Raw genomic sequence first — 17,528 nt, 5'->3', positions numbered from 1 at the left:
GACACATGATCGCCTTATTGACAGGCCGACTGGCCTTTAAGGCGCCGACGCACCTGGCCCTTGATGTCCAGGGAGTCGGCTACGAAGTCTTCGTTCCTCTCAGCACCTTTTATAACCTGCCCGATCTCAATCAGACCGTCTCGCTGAGCATCCACACGCATGTCCGTGAGGATGCCATCCAGTTGTTCGGGTTTGTCACGCAACAGGAAAAAGACGCCTTCGTCCTGCTGACAAGCGTATCCGGGATCGGTCCGAAGTCGGCCTTGGGCATCCTTTCAGCGCTTCCTGTGGCCGATCTTGTCTCAGCGATTCAATCAGGGGACGTCGACAAGCTGGAAACCGTGCCGGGGGTCGGGAAAAAAACTGCGGGCCGGATTGTGCTGGAGCTCAAAGACAAAGCGTTGAAGCTGCACCCCGCCTTGGCGGCCGCCTCCGAGGTTGTGCCTGCCGGTCAAGATCCTACATTTGACGATGCCCTCTCTGCATTGACGAATCTCGGATACCGGGCTCAGGATGCCAAAGACGCGTTGAAGCGGGTGCGGAAATCGAGCGTGGAATCGCACAGCTTGCAGGAGCTGATCCGTGAGACCTTGAAAGATCTAGCAAGGGGGTAATGCATGATCGTGACATCGTGGCGCACGGGCACCGTCTTGTTCATGTTCGGCGCGTGGCTCATGTTCTCGCCGCATCTTGTATTGGCAGATGACGCGTCGGCCGAGCCAAAAAGCATTCGCAAGACCTGCGGGAAATGCCCCGAGGGCTATGCCATGACGGGAGTCACCGAGGCTCCAGCCATTTGTAAAGACGGGGATCCGACATTGGTGCAATGTGTGCCGCTCGGCGCGAATATGTTACCGGTGTGCGGATCGTGCCCTGAGGGATATCGGGAGGTCGGCAGTTCGTCCGTTCCAGCCCGTTGCGGGACTCAGGATGGCGGTCGTCTCTCACAATGCCAGCTGGAGCGGATGGAGTCGGGTTTTCCCGATGCCACAGCGGGCGGGAAAATCTGTCCGCCTGATTGTGGCAGCACGGCGACGCCGGGCCAGGGCGCGTTGCCGCCTCCTCCGAAATATCAGTACATTCCACCGGCGGAAAAGAAATAGCCCGCCGCCGCGCGACGAGAAACCATGAGCGACCGGATCGTGAACGCCCAGTTGACCGATGACGAACGCAGCCTCGAACAGACGCTGCGTCCGCAGACGCTCGACGAATACATCGGCCAGGCGCGCATGAAAGAATCGCTGCGGGTCTGCATCGACGCCGCCACGCAGCGAGGCGAAACCCTCGACCATACGATTTTCTATGGTCCCCCAGGGCTGGGGAAAACCACCATCGCCCATATTATTGCCCGTGAAATGGGCGGAACCTTGCGGGCCACTTCCGGACTGGTGCTGGCGCATGCGGGCGATCTCGCGGCAATCCTCACCAATCTGCAAGAGCATGACGTGCTGTTTATCGACGAAATCCATCGGTTGCCAGCCTCGGTTGAAGAGGCGCTCTATCCCGCGATGGAGGATTTTCAACTCGACCTCGTCGTGGGGCAGGGGCCTGCCGCCAGAACCGTAAAACTCGACCTCCCCCGTTTTACCCTGGTCGGGGCCACGACCAAAGCCGGGGCTCTCACGTCGCCGTTGCGGGATCGGTTTGGATTGGTCTATCGGCTGGAGTTCTATTCGCCGGAGGAGCTGCAAGTGATTGTCATGCGGTCCGCCGGGCTGCTCAATATTCCTATCGACCCCGAAGGCGCCCATGAAATCGCCTGCCGCGCCCGAGGCACGCCCCGCATCGTCAATCGGCTGATCAAACGGGTCCGCGACTTTGCCCAGGTGAAAGCCGAGGGCCGGATCACGCAAACGGTCGCCCATCAGGCCTTGGCCTGGCTCGGTGTGGATTCAGCCGGGTTTGATGAGATGGATCGCAAAATTCTCCTCACGATCATCGAGAAGTTCGGCGGAGGGCCGGTGGGAGTGGAATCGTTGGCGGCGGCGGTGCAGGAAGATCGCAGCACCCTCGAAGATGTGCATGAGCCCTATCTGATCCAAGCCGGCTATCTCGACCGCACCGGGCGAGGCCGCCAAGTCACCAAAGCGGCCCTCGAGCATTTCAACAAGCCGACAAGGCAGCTGTTCTAGCGACCGGACGTTCTGTACTGGGCGGTTTGCGATAGGGGCCTCCAAGACGGACTCGTGTTCTTGATCCTCTTCCATTCATATCCATCACATCGTTCCGTGCCAATCAGCCGACTTGTCGTGAGAGTGCTGGATGAAGTGATTACAGTGAGAAGACGCAAGTTCTTGAAAGACCAGGGAGTCTTCTTGCAATAGCCGGTTCGGTTCCTGTATCATTCACTGCTTGCTCGCACTCGTCCTGCCTCTGGACGGTCGTCCAACTCATGGGGCACGAGTGGAGGGGGTTCGTTCATGCCTGGTGACCTTTCCGACTATCGGAAAGAGATTGATCGTATCGACGATGAGATTCTTCGTCTGCTCAACGAGCGGTCGAAGAGTGTCATTGAAATCGGTCGTATCAAAAAAGCGCAGGACGCGGACGCCAACCTCCATACCCCGGCCCGCGAAGCCGCGATCATCGAGCGATTGGTCGGTCAGAATACCGGCCCATTTCCCTCTGAAGCCATCCGTCCCGTGTATCGGGAAATCATGTCCGCCTCGCTCTCGCTGGAAGGCCCGCAGAAGGTCGCCTATCTGGGCCCCCGCGCGACCTTCACGCACATGGCCTGCATGCAAAAATTCGGATCATCGGCGCAATACATCCCGGTCCACAGCATCAAGGAAGTGTTCAACGAGGTGGAGCGAGGCCGTGCGAATTTTGGCGTCGTCCCGATCGAGAACACGACGGAGGGTGTGGTGAACCATACGCTCGACATGTTCGTTGACTCGAACCTCGTCATTTACGGGGAAGTCTTGCAGGAAGTTTCTCATCATCTGATGTCGAAGACCGGGGTGGCTGAAGAGGTCAAGAAGATCTGTTCGCATCCGCAGGCGATCGCGCAATGCCGCAACTGGCTTGAAACCCACATGCCGCATGTATCCGTGTCGGAAGTCGCGAGCACAGCCCGCGCGGCGGAAATGTGTCAGGAGGATGGCACCATTGCTGCCATTGCTTCGGAACTGGCGGCCCAGCTCTATGGCTTGAAAGTCATCAAGGCTCGCATCGAAGACAACATGAACAATTTCACCCGGTTCCTCGTCCTGTCTCAAAAGCCACCACAGCGCACCGGGAAAGACAAGACGTCGTTGATGCTCTCGATCAAGGATAAAGTTGGCGCACTGTATGACTTGCTCAGGCCCTTTGCCTCGCATGGGATCAGCATGACGAAGATCGAGTCGCGGCCGTCCCGACGCAAAGCGTGGGAGTATATTTTCTTCGTCGATGTGGAGGGCCACATGGAAGAAGAGCGCGTAAGCCGGGCTATTGAAGAAATCAAAAGCCGCTGTCTCTTTATGAAGATCTTGGGCTCCTATCCAGCACACAGTTAGGCCTATGGCACTTCGTATTCATCCAGACATTGCCTCGCTCAACCCGTACGTTCCGGGCAAGCCGATTGAAGAGCTGCAGCGGGAGATGGGCCTGGCACGGGTCATCAAGTTGGCCTCGAATGAAAATCCGCTGGGGCCCTCGCCGAAAGCGCTGACTGCGCTCGTCGGGGGGCATGATAGTTTGCATCGCTATCCGGATGGCGGGGCATATCGCTTGCGGCAGGCGCTGGCCGATCGCTGGAAGCTCACCCTGGATCACATCATTCTCGGCAATGGCTCAGACGAAATCCTTGGGTTGCTGGCCAGGACTTTCCTTGCGCCGGGCGATGAAGCCGTCATGGCCGATCAGACATTCGTCATCTACAAGATGGAAGTGACGGCGGCCCATGGCAAGGCGGTGATCGTTCCATTGGTTAACTGGACGCACGATCTTGACAGCATGGCGAAGGCCATCACCCCCAAGACGAGGCTGGTGTTTCTCTGCAATCCCAATAACCCGACGGGGACGATGGTATCTGCCGATTCCGTCGCCCGGTTCATGGCACGGGTTCCAGAGGATGTGGTTGTCGTGTTTGACGAGGCCTATTTCGAGTATGTGCGCGACCCACATTTTCCTGATAGCCTGCAGTACGTAACGCAAGGGCGGAACGCGATTGTGCTCAGGACCTTCTCGAAGATCTATGGATTGGCCGGACTGCGGATTGGCTATGGCCTGACGACGCCGGAGATCACCAATTGCTTGAATCGGGTTCGCCCGCCGTTCAATGCCAATACGCTCGCGCAGCGCGCGGCGCTGGCGGCGCTGGCTGATGACGACCATGTAGCAAAGAGCCGCGCGGTGAATACCGCGGGCATGCAGCAGTTGGAGCGCGGGTTGCGGGGGCTCGGGTTTACGACGATCCCCAGCCAGGCCAATTTTCTCTATTTTGATGTCAAACGTGACGGCCGGGGTGTGTTCGACGCCTTGCTGCGCGAAGGCGTCATTGTGCGGCATATTGAGGGCACGATGTTGCGCGTGACGATCGGGCAGCCGGATGAGAACGACGCATTCCTGGGCGCGTTGAAACAGGTCGTGCAGCCGTAGCGGCGGGACAGAGAGGGCACCATGATTATCGTCTTGAAGCCTGAGGCGTCTGAACGGGAAGTCGATCGCATTATCGATCGCCTGCGTGAATTAGGGCTAAAGTCGCAACTCTCCACAGGGCAAGAGCGGACGATCATCGGCGTCATCGGCGACGACCGGATTCTCCAGAACCAGCCGTTGACGGCGCTGCCCGGTGTCGAGAGTGTGTTGCCGATCCTGGCGCCGTGGAAACTGGTGAGCCGGGAGTTCAAGCGGGAAGGGACGATCATCGACGTTGGCGGCGTGAAGATTGGCGGCAATAAAGTCGTGATCATGGCGGGGCCTTGCGCCGTGGAGCGGCTGGAACTGACGGTCGGGATCGCGCACGAGGTCAAAGCGTCCGGCGCATCGATCCTCCGCGGCGGCGCCTACAAGCCGCGCACGTCGCCCTATTCGTTCCAAGGGCTCGGCCGCGAAGGCCTCGATTACCTGCTGGAGGCGAAAAAACAAACGGGCTTGCCGGTGGTCAGCGAAATTCTCGACACGCGGGATATCGAGCTCTTTCTTGAAAAAGCCGACATCATCCAGATCGGTGCCCGCAATATGCAGAACTTTGAACTCTTGAAAGAGGTCGGTGCGTACGACAAGCCGGTGCTGCTCAAACGGGGCCTTTCCGCGACCATTAAAGAGTTTCTGCTTTCGGCGGAGTACATCATGTCGCGGGGCAATCGCAATGTGATGCTCTGCGAACGCGGCATTCGGACATTTGAAACCCAGTATCGCAACACTCTGGATCTCGCGGCGATTCCGACATTGAAAGAGCTGTCGCATCTCCCCGTGATCGTGGATCCCAGCCATGCGACCGGCAAGTGGAATCTTGTGGCGCCCATGTCAAAAGCGGCCGTGGCGGCAGGGGCCGATGGCCTGCTGATCGAAGTCCACTCCAATCCGGAATGCGCCCTCTGCGACGGAGAAGAATCGATCAGGCCGTCGAAATTCAAGGAGCTGATGCAGGATTTGCGAAAAATTGGAACGGCCGTCGGGCGGGAAGTCTAGGTCGCGGCGGACTGGCTATGACCGTTCATTTCAAACAGGTGGCCATCATCGGGGTCGGGCTCATCGGCGGGTCGCTAGGCATGATCCTGCGCCGCAAGGGATTGGCCGATCAGGTGGTCGGCGTGGGACGGCGGGTGGAGAATCTGAAGACCGCCGTCGAGCTGGGCGCTATCGATCGCTATGTCGCCGATCCGAAAGAGGGCGTGCGCGACGCGGACCTCGTGATCTTGGCGACGCCGGTGGATACCTACGACCGGCATCTGAAAGAGTGGGCTGGCTGTTTGTTGCCCGGTGCTATCGTGAGCGATGTCGGAAGTGTGAAAGGGACGCTGGTCGAACAGTCGGAAGCCAGCATGCCGGCCGGTGTGCATTTTGTCGGCGCGCATCCTATCGCAGGGAAAGAAAAAACCGGCGTGGCGGCGGGGACGGATCAGCTGTTCACAGGCGCCCGCTGCATTGTGACCCCCACGTCCAAGACCGATGCGCAGGCATTGGCGCGAGTGCGGGCGTTGTGGCAGGAGACGGGATCTGTGGTGTTGATGATGGATCCGCACTTGCACGATCAGATTCTGGGCGCGGTCAGCCATCTGCCCCATGTGGCGGCCTTTGCGCTCATCACGGCATTGGCGGATTTGCGTGACCGTGAAATCACCTCCCTCGATCTGGCCGCCCATTCCGGCGGGGGCTTGCGGGATACAACGCGCATTGCGGCCAGTTCTCCGGAAATGTGGCGGGATATTTTTTTGTGGAACCGCGACAACGTGGTGCATTTCATTGACGCCTATCAACGGGCGCTTCAGGAGTTTAAGTGTTTGGTCCAAGCCCGTGATGCAGCTGGGATTGAGAAGGCGATCGAACGGGCAAAAGGTGAACGGGAGAAACTCAATCCCCGTCCGCCCGTGTCGGCATAAGAGGGTTATGGCATCGTTGACGATCACACCAGGGGCTGCGCTCTCCGGCACTATCACGGTGCCCGGCGATAAGTCTGTCACGCATCGCGCGATCATTTTGACGTCGCTTGCGGAAGGCGAAAGCCGGGTTTCCAGTTACTGCCGTGGCGAAGATTGTCTGAATACCATGCGCGCATTTCAAGCTCTGGGCATTCAGATTGATGAGCAGCCCGACGTGCTCACGGTTCACGGAAAAGGGTTCTGGGGATTGCGCGAGGCCGGTGCGCCGATCGATTGCGGCAATTCAGGAACCGGGACGAGGCTGTTGACCGGCCTGCTGGCCGGACAGGATTTCTTCACGATTCTCACGGGCGACGAATCGATTCGCCGCCGGCCGATGGGGCGTGTCGTAAAGCCGTTGCGGGAAATGGGGGCGATCATTGCCGGGCGCAAGGGCGGGGAATTGGCGCCGTTGGCGATTACCGGCACGCGCTTGCACGGGATTGAGTACACCTCGCCGGTCGCCAGTGCGCAAATCAAATCCTCGCTCCTCTTTGCGGGCCTCTTTGCCGATGGGGTCACCAGATTTCGGGAGCCCCGGCTGTCGCGCGACCATACGGAGCGGATGTTTCAGTTTTTCGGGATTCCCTTGCGGCAGGAGGCGGGGACCTTGGTCTTGCAAGGCCGTCCGTCGGTGGGCTGGACCGGACGGGACATTGTGATTCCCGGCGATTTCTCCGCCGCGGCATTTTTCCTGGTCGGGGCGACGATTGTCCCAGGCTCCGATGTGACGATTTGTAATGTCGGCATGAATCCGACGAGGACCGGCTTGCTCGACGTGTTGACGGCCATGGGAGCCAAGATCCAGATTCTCAACCGCCGGGATCAAGCGGGCGAGCCGGTGGCGGATTTGCGTGTCACCTCCGCGCCGCTGAAAGGCGTGGCGGTCGGTCCCGAGCTGATTCCGCAAACCATCGACGAGTTCCCGATTCTCTGCGTGGCCGCAGCGGTGGCCGAGGGAGAGACGACGATTTCGGGCGCGGAAGAATTGCGGGTGAAGGAAAGTGATCGCATTGCGACGATGAGCGTCGAACTGCGGGCCATGGGGGCGCAGATCATCGAGAAACCCGATGGCATGGTGATTCGCGGGCTGGGGCAAGCGGGGCAGAACGGACATCTGACCGGCACGACCCAAGGCCGGAGTCATGGCGATCATCGCGTGGCGATGTCCCTGGCCATTGGCGGGTTGACGGCTTCAACTCCCACCAGCATCGAGGACACGGGGTGCGTCGATACCTCGTTCCCCAACTTCGATCGGACGTTGGCCGCATTATTGACGGCGGGAGCGTGAAGACTATAATGCACCAGGATTTCGATACCGCGGTAAAGGGGCTCGCGTGTGATTATCGCTATTGATGGACCAGCCGGAGTCGGCAAGAGCACGGTGGCCAAATTGTTAGCGGCCCGCCTGGGTTATCTCTATCTTGATACCGGAGCGCTGTATCGGGCGATTGCCTGGCATGTCCTGCGTCACGGGATCGACCCGTCCGATCGGGAGCAGGTGACTGCGTCTCTTCCGACGCTGTCGGTTCAGATGCTGTTTCATAACGGGTCGATGCGGGTATTGGTCAATGATGCGGATGTGACCGGTGAATTGCGCACGCCGGAAGTCACTGCCGCCGCGTCCGTGGTATCGGCCATTCCGGAAGTCAGAGAATGGTTGTTGCCGGTGCAACGCCAAATCGGGCAGCGCGGGTCGGTGGTGGCGGAAGGCCGGGATATCGGGACCAGGATTTTCCCCTCCGCGCCCGTGAAGTTTTTTCTGGAGGCCGATGCGACCGTGCGGGCTGAGCGCCGCCATCGTGAGCTGGTCGCCGCGGGACATGGCGGGCCGATGGAGAAAACCTATCAGGATCTGTCCGGACGTGATGAGCGGGATCGGACTCGCGCCGTGGCGCCGTTGATGCCGGCTCCCGATGCGCGGCTGATTGATACCTCCTCATTGCGGATCGAGGATGTGGTGGAGCAGATGCTGGCCGTGGTGGCAGCCGCATCGTGAGCGGGGCTCTGTACGGGATCCTCTGGGTCCTGGTCAGGTCGGTGGCGCGGGTCTTGTTTCGGTATCGGGTCGAAGGCGAGTTGCCGAAGACCGGCGGGGTGCTGGTTGCCGCCAACCACGCCAGCTATGTGGATATCCCGTTGTTAGGATGCGGGATGACACGGCGGGCCTGGTATCTGGGGCGCAGCGATCTGTTTCCCGTTCCGGTGCTGAATCAGCTGTTGCAGGCGTTGGGCTGGATCCCGCTCCGGCTGGGACGGTTGGATCGAGAGGCCTTCGGGAAGGCGATCAGCCTGATTCAGGCTGGCAAGGTGGTGGTGATTTTCCCCGAGGGGGGCCGGACGCTGGACGGCCATCTCAGGCAGCCGAAGGCCGGGATCGGGATTATCGTCTCGCAGACCGGGTGCCCCGTAGTGCCGGCCTATCTCAAGGGGACGTTCGATGTGTTGCCGACGGGGGCCAAGTGGCTGCGCTTTCGGCCTGTGACGGTCAAGCTGGGGGCTCCCCTGACATTTGAAAAGGGGCATCCCAAAGAGCACGATAAGGGAGACGCAAAACGGTTTTATCAACTGGTCAGCCGCACGGTAATCACACAGATCGCCGCTCTCGGAAATGTGCCACCTCCGATGGTGGGACACGAGGGCGATCCCGTGGTACCGGAGCGGCCGGCTGCCGACGCTCGCAACGCTGAGTGAGCGCGGTTTCTTCACCATCAGCACCCGGCGCAAGCCGGAGGATTAGGACTCGCTATGAGTACCGCATCGACAGGGAGTGACGCACAGTTGGATCGCGCGGCCTTGGCCGCCCTCTATGAAGAGACCTTCAAGAATCTTGAAGAAGGCACGATTACCGAAGGCCGCGTGGTCGCGCTGACAAAAGACAAGGTGGTGGTCGATATCGGCTACAAGTCCGAGGGCATGATCCCCAGCGATCAGTTCTCGCCCGAGGATCTCCAGAACATCAAGGTTGGAGATGCGCTCCAAGTCTACATCGAAGAATGTGAAGACGCGGACGGCAATCTCGTCTTGTCCAAAGAAAAAGCGGACAAGATGAAGATCTGGGAAGAGCTGGAGAAGCTCTTCAAGGATGAAAAGAGCATCGACGGAAAAATCATTTCGCGCATCAAGGGCGGCATGATGGTCGATATCGGCGTGAAGGCGTTCTTGCCCGGTTCGCAGATCGATCTCCATCCCGTCCGGGATTTGGACGGCCTCGTCGGCAAGACGTTCCCTCTGAAGATCATCAAGATCAATCACCGCCGCGGCAACGTCGTGGTCTCGCGCCGGGTCTTGCTCGAAGAGACCCGCGACAAGAAGCGGCAGACGACGCTGGCCAACCTGAAGGAAGGGCAGCTGATTCAGGGCATGGTCAAGAACATCACCGACTACGGGGCGTTTATCGACCTCGGCGGCATCGACGGTTTGCTCCATATCACCGACATGTCGTGGGGACGCGTGGGCCATCCTTCGGAAATGTTCACGGTGGGCGATCGCGTCGAAGTTACCGTGTTGAAGTACGACCGGGAGACCGGCCGTATTTCGCTGGGCTTGAAGCAGAAGAGCGCGGATCCCTGGACCAACGTGGCGGGCAAGTATCCGATCGGCACCCGCGTGCGCGGCCGCGTGGTGAGCCTCACGGACTACGGCGCCTTTATCGAGCTCGAACCGGGTGTCGAAGGGCTGGTGCACGTCTCTGAAATGTCCTGGACCCACGAAGTGCGGCATCCGTCGCGTGTCGTCGCGGTGGGCGATCAGGTCGAGGCGGCGGTGTTGAATGTCGATCCGGGCAGCCGGAAGATTTCGTTGGGGATGAAGCAGACGGCCCCCAATCCCTGGGACATGATCGAGAGCAAGTATCCGGTCGGCACCAAGATCGAGGGCAAGGTGAAGAGCCTGACCGATTTCGGCGCGTTTATCGGCTTGGAAGAGGGCATCGACGGATTGATCCATATTTCCGACATGTCCTGGACGAAGCACATCAAGCACCCGTCCGAGCTGTTCAAGAAGGCGCAAAAGGTGGACGCGGTGGTGTTGCGCATCGATAAGGAAAAGGAACGGTTGTCCTTGGGGTATAAGCAGCTGTCCCGCGATCCCTGGGATGATGAGATTCCGGCCCGCTACCATGTGGGCGATTCGGTGACCGGCAAGGTCAGCAAGATCGCCGATTTCGGAATCTTCATCGAGCTCGAAGGCGGGGTCGAAGGGTTGATCCATGTCAGCGAGGCGGCGCTCGAAGGCGCGGCGAAGCTGGAAGAAAAGTATAAATTGCAGGATGACGTGACGGCCAAGATCATCAAGGTCGATCGCGAAGAGCGGAAAATCGCGCTCAGCTTGCGGGAGCATCAGTCGGATGCCGATCGCCGGCAGGTGGACGAGTACCATGCCTCCCAGGGCGGCTTGGATCAGAGCCTCGGACGGGCTGCCAAGCAGAGCCGGAAGAAGTCCCAGTCGGACGACTAATCGCGGAGACGTGGAGTGTATACGTTCTTCGTATGAGGCACTATGGCCGATGAACGCGTAGAGCCCAGTTCCAAACGGCGCCCGTTCCGTACCTTCTTGAAGGTCGCGGGCGCCGGCTTGGGGTTGTTGCTCTTGATCAATATCTTTTTCCCCGACGTTGATTTTTCCGGCGAAGACCGGATTGCCCTGATTCGTGTCGAGGGGGTGATCATGGATTCGCAGGTGACGATCGACGAGTTGAAGCGGTTCAGCGAAAACCCGACGGTCAAGGCGATCGTGTTGCGCATCGACAGCCCTGGCGGCGGAGTCGTACCGTCGCAGGAAATTTACGATGCGGTGCGGCGGGTGCGCAATAAAAGCAGCAAGGCGGTCATTACGTCGATGGGGAGCGTCGCCGCCTCGGGCGGGTATTACATCGCGGCGGGGACAGATCGGATCGTGGCCAATCCCGGGACGCTGACCGGCAGTATTGGGGTGATTATGGAGACGGCTAATATCGAAGGGCTGCTCCAGAAGATCGGCGTCGAAGGGGTCGTCGTCAAGAGCGGCAAATACAAGGATGTCGGGTCTCCGCTCAGGAAAATGACGGACGAAGAGCACGGCTTGCTGCAGAACGTGATGGACGATGTGCACAAGCAATTCATCGAGGCGGTGGCCGAGGGCCGTGCACTCGAGATCAGCGACGTCCAGGCGCTCGCGGACGGGCGGATTTTCACGGGCCGCCAGGCGAAAGAGGCCAAGCTGGTCGATGAACTCGGCAATTTGGACGATGCCATTCAGCTCGCGGCCGATGTGGCGGGCATCGAGGGGGAGCCGAAAGTGGTGGAGCCCCGGCACCGGTTTTCGATCCGCGAGTTGCTGGAGTCCAGACTGTCGGCTATGTTACCCAAGCTGGATTTTCATTCCGGGGTGAGTCTCAAGTATCTGATGGCCTATTAGTATCGGGGCGCGGCGACGCGCGGGGGCATTCGTCCATCAACGGTGCGAAAGGGGATCGGACATGACGAAGGCGCAAATCATCGAGCAGATTTCCGAGAAGGTGACGACGCTGACGAAGCGGCAGGCCGAGGTGGTGGTGAATACCATTTTCGACTGTATCCGGGATTCGCTGAAGAATGGCGACAAGACCGAGATCCGCGGATTCGGCAGCTTCCGGCTCCGCGCGAGGCGCATGAAAGAGGGGCGCAACCCCAAGACCGGCGCGACGGTGGCGGTGCCTGCCAAACGCGTGCCGTTTTTTAAAGCGGGCAAAGAACTCAAAGAGCTGTTGAATCAGCAATAAGGCAGAAGGAGTCCTCCCATGTCATCCCCCGATGCATCCGAGTCAGCCACCACGGAGATTCGCTGGACCGACGGCGCGCTCAAGCGGATGGAACGCGCGCCCATTTTCTTGCGGGGCATGGTGCGCCGTTTGGCCGAGAAAAAGGCCCGGGAACTGGGGTACGACGAGATCGATGAGGTCAAGCTGGACCAGTTCAAGGGGCAGATGATGGGCCGGATGGGCGGTGAGGAGGGGATGGCCTCCGCCGCCGATGCGATGGAAAAGGGCCAGCTGCCCTGGACGGCCGCCGCCAAGGCGCGTCTCGACGCGGTGCCGGATTTCATGCGCGGGATGATCAAGCAGATTGCCGAAGAATTGGCGCGTGAAGGCGGGCATATGGAGGTCAATATCGATCTCCTCGATCGTGTCGAGTCGATGGGGGATCTGCGGGAACGAGACCTGCCGCCATTGGAGTGGAGCGAAGGGGCGTTGGCGTTGCTCCAGCGGAAGATCAAAGACTCTCCCCCGATCGCGCTGGAATTTGTCAGCGATATGATCCGGCACGACACCGAAGAAGCCGCCAGGGAGAGGGGGTTCACCCGCATTGACGAAGAGAATGTCCGGCAGTTATGGGATGCGCCGCAACAGCGGGTGGCCTGGTCGGACGAGGCGTGGAAGCGGCTGCAAACCTCGCCGGATTTTGTCCGAAGCGGCATCAGGAAAGCCGCCGAACGGCGCGCCAGAAAGCTCGGCTTGGCCGAGATCGACTCCGATCATCTCACCACCTTTCGCAATCAAGCCATGATGAAGGCGGTCAAGCGGATTCGTTCGTTCGGGTACAATGAGTTGACGTTCGATGCGTTCGATACGGCCCTCACGAAAACCAAGCGTCTGCAAGGGAACGATCAGGCGGAAAAGCGCCTGGAAGAAATCCGCACCCATTTTGCCGATCCCAATACCAAGAAGCCTGAGGGCGGCACGCTCGGGGCTGATCTGATGGGACGGTTTCGCAAGTATCTCAAGGGCGAAGGGACGCTCTAGGGCTCTCTTCGCTCATCCTCTTCGCGATAGATCCTGGACATGAGGACGCCTCTCCGCATGCGGAGGATGATTCGCTGTGTCGTGTGTAGGAGGGGGTGGCCTATGCCCCGGAATCGCCCGCGCAATTCCGGGGATCGCCTTAGTGGGCCGCGACGGGTTTCGGCCAGAACTTGTGCCGAATTTGTGGCAGCGGCTCGTTATCGAAGTTGGGAATGTCGTAGAGGCAGCGGTCGATGAGCGCCACTTCCTCTTCCGTCAGATCGAGCGTGACATTCTTTTTCCAAAATTGGTCGAGCGTAAAGTAGTCGGCCGATTGCGGCTTTTCCTCGAGCAGGGCCTTCATCTTCTGGAATCCTTCTGTATCGACTCCGGGGATGCGGCCCTTGTTGCGAGTATGGCACCAGTTCAAGACCTCGGCGATGCCGTACATCGTCAGGTCGATCTTCACACGATTGCTCATTGGATCCTCCTCAAATTGAGAGCGCATTCTAGCGCACTTCCCTCCAGCACGACAAGGTTCTTTCGGCGGATGACAGGGTTTGTCAAAAGACCTAATCTCTTGATTGCCAGGAGAAAGACGGGGTCTGTATACTCCGCGGCGGGCCAGTTGTATGGCATGCTGAGACCAATCGAGCCATGCTCATAGGTCTATTGGCCTACTTCGAGTACAAGAGACGGCGATCAACGAAGGCACCATCATGCAGCCTCCTCAGAGTCGTGTGCGGTCAATCGTGCTGCTGATTTGCTTTCTGGCAATGGCCGGTCTCTCTTGTTCCAAAGCTGATCCCTACACACCTCCCGATCTGTTTTATTACTACGCCAGTTATAAGGTCGGGAAAAATCCGACCACGATCACGACGGCGGATCTCAATCACGATGCCAATACTGATTTAGTGACGACGAACATCTCCAGCAATACGCTGTCGATCTTACTGGGGAACGGCGACGGAAGTTTCCAAGAGCAACTGCAAGTGAAAGTCTGTCAAGAGCCGCGGGCTCTCGTGCTGGGGGATTTCAACCGTGACGCCCATTCAGATGTCGTATTGGCTTGCTCGGGCGGTGATGAAATTGCCCTGTTAATTGGCCGGGGGAACGGGAAGTTTGAAGATGGGCCGCATTATCCCGTCCATCGGACGCCCGTGGCCTTGGCGACAGACGACCTCAATGGAGATGGCAATCCGGATGTGGTCGTGGCATTACGGAACGACAAGATCAAGATCTTCCTCGGAACGGGAACGCCGGAATTTACGCACGGCGCGCAATACCAGTATGGCGACACGCCGACATCCGTCGCACTGGCCGACCTCAACGGAGACGGGAAGGTCGATATGGTGGTGACAAACGGAGGGCCGATGTCCAACGCCGTGTCGATTTGGATTGGAAAGGGCGATGGCACGTTTCTCGACCCCAAAGACTATCCAACCGGGAAGCGTCCGCTGGGCGTCAGTTTTGCCGACTTTAACAATGATCACCGCCGCGATCTACTCGTGATCAATGGCGAGCGCGACAGCTTTACGACCTTTCTCGGAAATGGCAACGCTACCTTTCAGCCGGGACAAGACTCCGGCGCCGATGCCGGGCCCATTTCAGGCATAACGCGGGATTTTAACGGAGACCATGTGTTGGATGTGGCCATCGCGAATCTCCAGTCGAATGATCTGTCGATCCTCTTTGGCAAGGGTGATGGGACGTTTAACTATCCGCCGAGAAACTATCGCACCAAGGCCGGTCCTTTCGCGGTGGCGTTGTTCTGGGTGACGTCCAAGCAGGTCGAAGAGCCGGGACTGGTGACGGCGGACAATGGTGATGGCACCGTCTCGATTTTTCTTCATCGTGGATTGAAAACGAGTGTTTCCGCCGTCTCGGCCGGTACGCCGTAGCGAGAGGGGGACGGGGAATGCTCCTCTTCTTGACAGGGTGGAGACCCTCGGCTACAGTGGCCGAGAAGCGCGATTACACGCCATTTTCCTGTCTGTGTGGCCCCCATGCCCCTGAGAATATTTAGCTGGTGGTTTGCGATGGGTGCGATCATGACCCTTGCTGTGCTTATGGTGCAGGGCGGTATTCGGGATTTGCTGGAGGGAACGCAACCTGTCGCCGGCGCGACGGCGCTGGTGTCGTTTGGGACCACGATTCTCGGCGGCGGTTTGCTGGCCGGATGTTTGGCCCTCGTCATGAATCGATTGCGTCAGTAGTGAGTGAGACAGGGACGGCATGCAGTGCCTCAAATGCAAAGGCTTCATGATGGTGGAACGGCATTACACCCTCATGAACAAACGACTCTACGCCCGGTGCCTGAACTGCGGGTTCTGGATCGATCTCGCGGATGTGCTCAGATTTTTTCACAAAGTGATCGATAGCGGTGTGCGGGGAAGAAAAGTTCGAGAGTCCTACACCTTATAGTGTGACGGCGAGCCCCGCACACATGCGAGCCCGCGACGGATTAAGGAGCCCTGCCAGCATGAAGCGAACGGTCTATATGGCATCCATGGTGTGTTCGATCGTCGTCTCCACGCTGGTTGGAACGTCGCCGCCGGTCCGAGCCGAATACACGGCCAAGCCCAAGCCGCATGTCCGCCCCGTGACGTCGGTGACGCATCACCTTCCCTGGAGAATCGCTCCGGCACACAGTATCCTTCTCAAGGAAATGCGGTCAGGGCGTGTGCTCTACGAGCACGATTCACTTCGCCGGCTTTCGCCGGCCAGCCTCACCAAGATCATGTCGGCACTGGTTATTCTGGAAAAAGGCAAACTGGACGATCTGGCGACCATAAGTCCCAATGCGGCCCGTGCTCCGAAGACGCATTTGCGTGTGCGAGCGGGAGAGGTCTTCAGACTGGAAGACTTGCTGAAGGCCATGCTCATCGTGTCGGCCAATGATGCCTGTCTGGCCGCTGTCGAACATGTCGGAGGCGACGAAGAGCAGTTCGTCGCGCTGATGAATGCCAAGGCCGCGGCGCTGGGTCTTGCCAATACGCATTTCAGCAACGGGTGTGGCTTTGACGGGCCCGAACATTACTCCACGGCGGAGGATCTGGCCAAGCTCAGCGAGATCGCGTTGCAGAACCCCATCTTTCGGGGATTAGTCCGCGAGGAACGGGAAATCATTACTCCGGTGAGCGGACATCAGACGTACGTGTTGCACAATACCAACCGGCTGCTCGGCCGCATTCCCGGGGTGGAGGGGGTCAAGACCGGATTTACCTCCAAGGCCGGCCGTTGTCTTATTGCCAAGGTGTCGCAAAACGGCAGCGACTTGCTGCTCGTTATCCTGAATTCCAACCGCCGCTGGAATACCGCCAAGAGTCTGATCGATTACGGACTCAAGGCCACAGAAGTCCAATAACTCCCGCCGCTTTTCGTCCTGTCAGGCCAGGCAGTGTGCTCCCACGATTGATGCCGTGTTCCGCGCCGCCCTGGGTTAGGGGCTGTGGACCTTCCCGTGCGATTCTGTATGTGGAAGATGAAATGGCGTGCGCCATACGCGTAATCCGGTGAGGCTGCATTCGCAGCTGCCTCACCGGGTGGATGGCCGATTGTCTGGATTGTGGCAACGGCCAGTGAAGGCCGGAGATGGTTCTCGAAGGACCGTCAGTGTGGGAGAGAAAATTCGATGTTGATGTCCTTGCCGAGGTAATTGACCTGAAAGCCTTGCTTGTCGTAGGCCATGACGGCGCCCATGACATTCTCATCGCCGTATTCTTCTTTGCCTAAAATTTTCCGGATTTCTTCGGGGCTTTCACAATTGAGGACGTTGCGGAAGAGGCCCCGTGTCTTGTGTGAAAACCGGTTATTGATAAACATGAGGTCCACTTTCCCGTCCTGTATCCGCACGCCGGCCATCGGGCCGGTGGGCTTGCGTTGGTCGATCAGGAAAATGAACGTTGCTTCCTGTTCGGCCTTGATCCCGGAGATCTTCTCGTTCACCAGCATATCCAGTGCTTTGGCCTCAGAATCCCCCAGCTTGACGCCGAACAGGGAGATGGAATCGCCGGAGATATTTTTCGGATCCATGACGTCATGCTTGCTTAACTCATAGGGTTCAGCGTGCAGAGAAGCGGGGAGGCTCGTGAGGAGCGCGACGAGTGCCCAGGCTAGCGCGATTAACCCGTATTTCACCCTCATCGAATCCTCCTTCACGTCGAGCTTAAAAATGAATGTTGTTGTGCGTTGAGATCTACAGATGCGTTGGCGGGATCAGC

At 58.9% G+C, this 17,528-nt stretch carries 20 protein-coding genes; 18 read left to right on the top strand and 2 right to left on the bottom strand.

The annotated features are described in order from the left end of the window. The first annotated feature begins 5 nt into the window (after positions 1-5). The 14 genes from ruvA to RI101_14040 all read left to right on the top strand — a co-directional run bounded on the left by ruvA (position 6) and on the right by RI101_14040 (position 13,326). Positions 6-614 (top strand): Holliday junction branch migration protein RuvA, encoded by a 609-nt coding sequence (gene ruvA / locus RI101_14105; GenBank protein MEC4891184.1) that lies wholly within the window; start codon positions 6-8, stop codon positions 612-614. Between the two features lie 3 nt (positions 615-617). Then, positions 618-1,103 carry a hypothetical protein gene (locus RI101_14100; protein ID MEC4891183.1) on the top strand — a complete coding sequence of 162 codons (486 nt, stop codon included), beginning with the start codon at positions 618-620 and terminating at the stop codon, positions 1,101-1,103. A 24-nt stretch (positions 1,104-1,127) separates the two neighbouring features. Next, entirely contained in the window at positions 1,128-2,132 is a 1,005-nt protein-coding gene (ruvB, locus tag RI101_14095; GenBank protein ID MEC4891182.1) for a Holliday junction branch migration DNA helicase RuvB, read from the top strand. Positions 2,133-2,420: 288 nt separating this feature from the next. Next, entirely contained in the window at positions 2,421-3,497 is a 1,077-nt protein-coding gene (gene pheA / locus RI101_14090; GenBank protein MEC4891181.1) for a prephenate dehydratase, read from the top strand. Between the two features lie 4 nt (positions 3,498-3,501). Beyond that, the gene (gene hisC, locus RI101_14085) at positions 3,502-4,581 is read left to right on the top strand and encodes a histidinol-phosphate transaminase (protein MEC4891180.1); all 1,080 of its coding nucleotides are present in this window, start codon (positions 3,502-3,504) and stop codon (positions 4,579-4,581) included. 21 nt (positions 4,582-4,602) lie between these two features. Continuing rightward, on the top strand, positions 4,603-5,616 hold the full coding sequence (aroF, locus tag RI101_14080; protein MEC4891179.1) for a 3-deoxy-7-phosphoheptulonate synthase: 1,014 nt from the start codon (positions 4,603-4,605) through the stop codon (positions 5,614-5,616). A gap of 17 nt (positions 5,617-5,633) precedes the next feature. Next, complete coding sequence (locus RI101_14075; GenBank protein ID MEC4891178.1) at positions 5,634-6,527, top strand: prephenate dehydrogenase/arogenate dehydrogenase family protein; 894 nt, start codon at positions 5,634-5,636, stop codon at positions 6,525-6,527. A gap of 7 nt (positions 6,528-6,534) precedes the next feature. Next, positions 6,535-7,857, top strand: a complete 1,323-nt coding sequence (aroA, locus tag RI101_14070; GenBank protein ID MEC4891177.1) for a 3-phosphoshikimate 1-carboxyvinyltransferase — start codon at positions 6,535-6,537, stop codon at positions 7,855-7,857. 48 nt (positions 7,858-7,905) lie between these two features. Further along, the gene (cmk, locus tag RI101_14065; GenBank protein MEC4891176.1) at positions 7,906-8,565 is read left to right on the top strand and encodes a (d)CMP kinase; all 660 of its coding nucleotides are present in this window, start codon (positions 7,906-7,908) and stop codon (positions 8,563-8,565) included. After that, on the top strand, positions 8,562-9,260 hold the full coding sequence (locus tag RI101_14060) for a lysophospholipid acyltransferase family protein (GenBank protein ID MEC4891175.1): 699 nt from the start codon (positions 8,562-8,564) through the stop codon (positions 9,258-9,260). Before cmk ends, RI101_14060 begins: the two co-directional genes overlap by 4 nt. 54 nt (positions 9,261-9,314) lie before the next feature. Beyond that, on the top strand, positions 9,315-11,024 hold the full coding sequence (locus RI101_14055; GenBank protein ID MEC4891174.1) for a 30S ribosomal protein S1: 1,710 nt from the start codon (positions 9,315-9,317) through the stop codon (positions 11,022-11,024). A gap of 42 nt (positions 11,025-11,066) precedes the next feature. After that, on the top strand, positions 11,067-11,963 hold the full coding sequence (gene sppA / locus RI101_14050) for a signal peptide peptidase SppA (protein MEC4891173.1): 897 nt from the start codon (positions 11,067-11,069) through the stop codon (positions 11,961-11,963). Next, entirely contained in the window at positions 11,959-12,306 is a 348-nt protein-coding gene (locus RI101_14045; GenBank protein ID MEC4891172.1) for an HU family DNA-binding protein, read from the top strand. The genes sppA and RI101_14045 overlap by 5 nt, the downstream gene beginning before the upstream one ends. 18 nt (positions 12,307-12,324) lie before the next feature. Next, on the top strand, positions 12,325-13,326 hold the full coding sequence (locus RI101_14040; GenBank protein MEC4891171.1) for a PCP reductase family protein: 1,002 nt from the start codon (positions 12,325-12,327) through the stop codon (positions 13,324-13,326). A 139-nt stretch (positions 13,327-13,465) separates the two neighbouring features. On the opposite strand, the gene RI101_14035 is transcribed toward RI101_14040, so the two are convergent. Continuing rightward, on the bottom strand, positions 13,466-13,786 hold the full coding sequence (locus RI101_14035; protein ID MEC4891170.1) for a hypothetical protein: 321 nt from the start codon (positions 13,784-13,786) through the stop codon (positions 13,466-13,468). A gap of 238 nt (positions 13,787-14,024) precedes the next feature. Between RI101_14035 and RI101_14030 the strand changes: the two genes are divergently transcribed. The 4 genes from RI101_14030 to RI101_14015 all read left to right on the top strand — a co-directional run bounded on the left by RI101_14030 (position 14,025) and on the right by RI101_14015 (position 16,672). Continuing rightward, a complete protein-coding gene (locus RI101_14030; GenBank protein MEC4891169.1) occupies positions 14,025-15,206 on the top strand; it encodes a VCBS repeat-containing protein in 1,182 nt (393 codons plus the stop codon). Positions 15,207-15,356: 150 nt separating this feature from the next. Then, on the top strand, positions 15,357-15,521 hold the full coding sequence (locus RI101_14025; protein MEC4891168.1) for a hypothetical protein: 165 nt from the start codon (positions 15,357-15,359) through the stop codon (positions 15,519-15,521). 19 nt (positions 15,522-15,540) lie between these two features. After that, positions 15,541-15,729: a hypothetical protein gene (locus RI101_14020; GenBank protein ID MEC4891167.1), complete on the top strand. Its 189-nt coding sequence runs from the start codon at positions 15,541-15,543 to the stop codon at positions 15,727-15,729. Between the two features lie 58 nt (positions 15,730-15,787). Further along, positions 15,788-16,672, top strand: a complete 885-nt coding sequence (locus RI101_14015; protein MEC4891166.1) for a D-alanyl-D-alanine carboxypeptidase family protein — start codon at positions 15,788-15,790, stop codon at positions 16,670-16,672. A gap of 245 nt (positions 16,673-16,917) precedes the next feature. Here the strand turns inward: RI101_14015 and RI101_14010 are convergent, their stop codons facing one another. Further along, positions 16,918-17,451 carry a hypothetical protein gene (locus RI101_14010; protein ID MEC4891165.1) on the bottom strand — a complete coding sequence of 178 codons (534 nt, stop codon included), beginning with the start codon at positions 17,449-17,451 and terminating at the stop codon, positions 16,918-16,920. Between the last annotated feature and the right edge of the window lie 77 nt (positions 17,452-17,528).

The organism is Nitrospira sp., from assembly GCA_035968315.1.
Classification (GTDB): domain Bacteria; phylum Nitrospirota; class Nitrospiria; order Nitrospirales; family Nitrospiraceae; genus Nitrospira_D.
The sequence above is the reverse complement of the archived record's forward strand: the minus strand, read 5'-3'. Positions and strand labels throughout refer to the sequence as shown.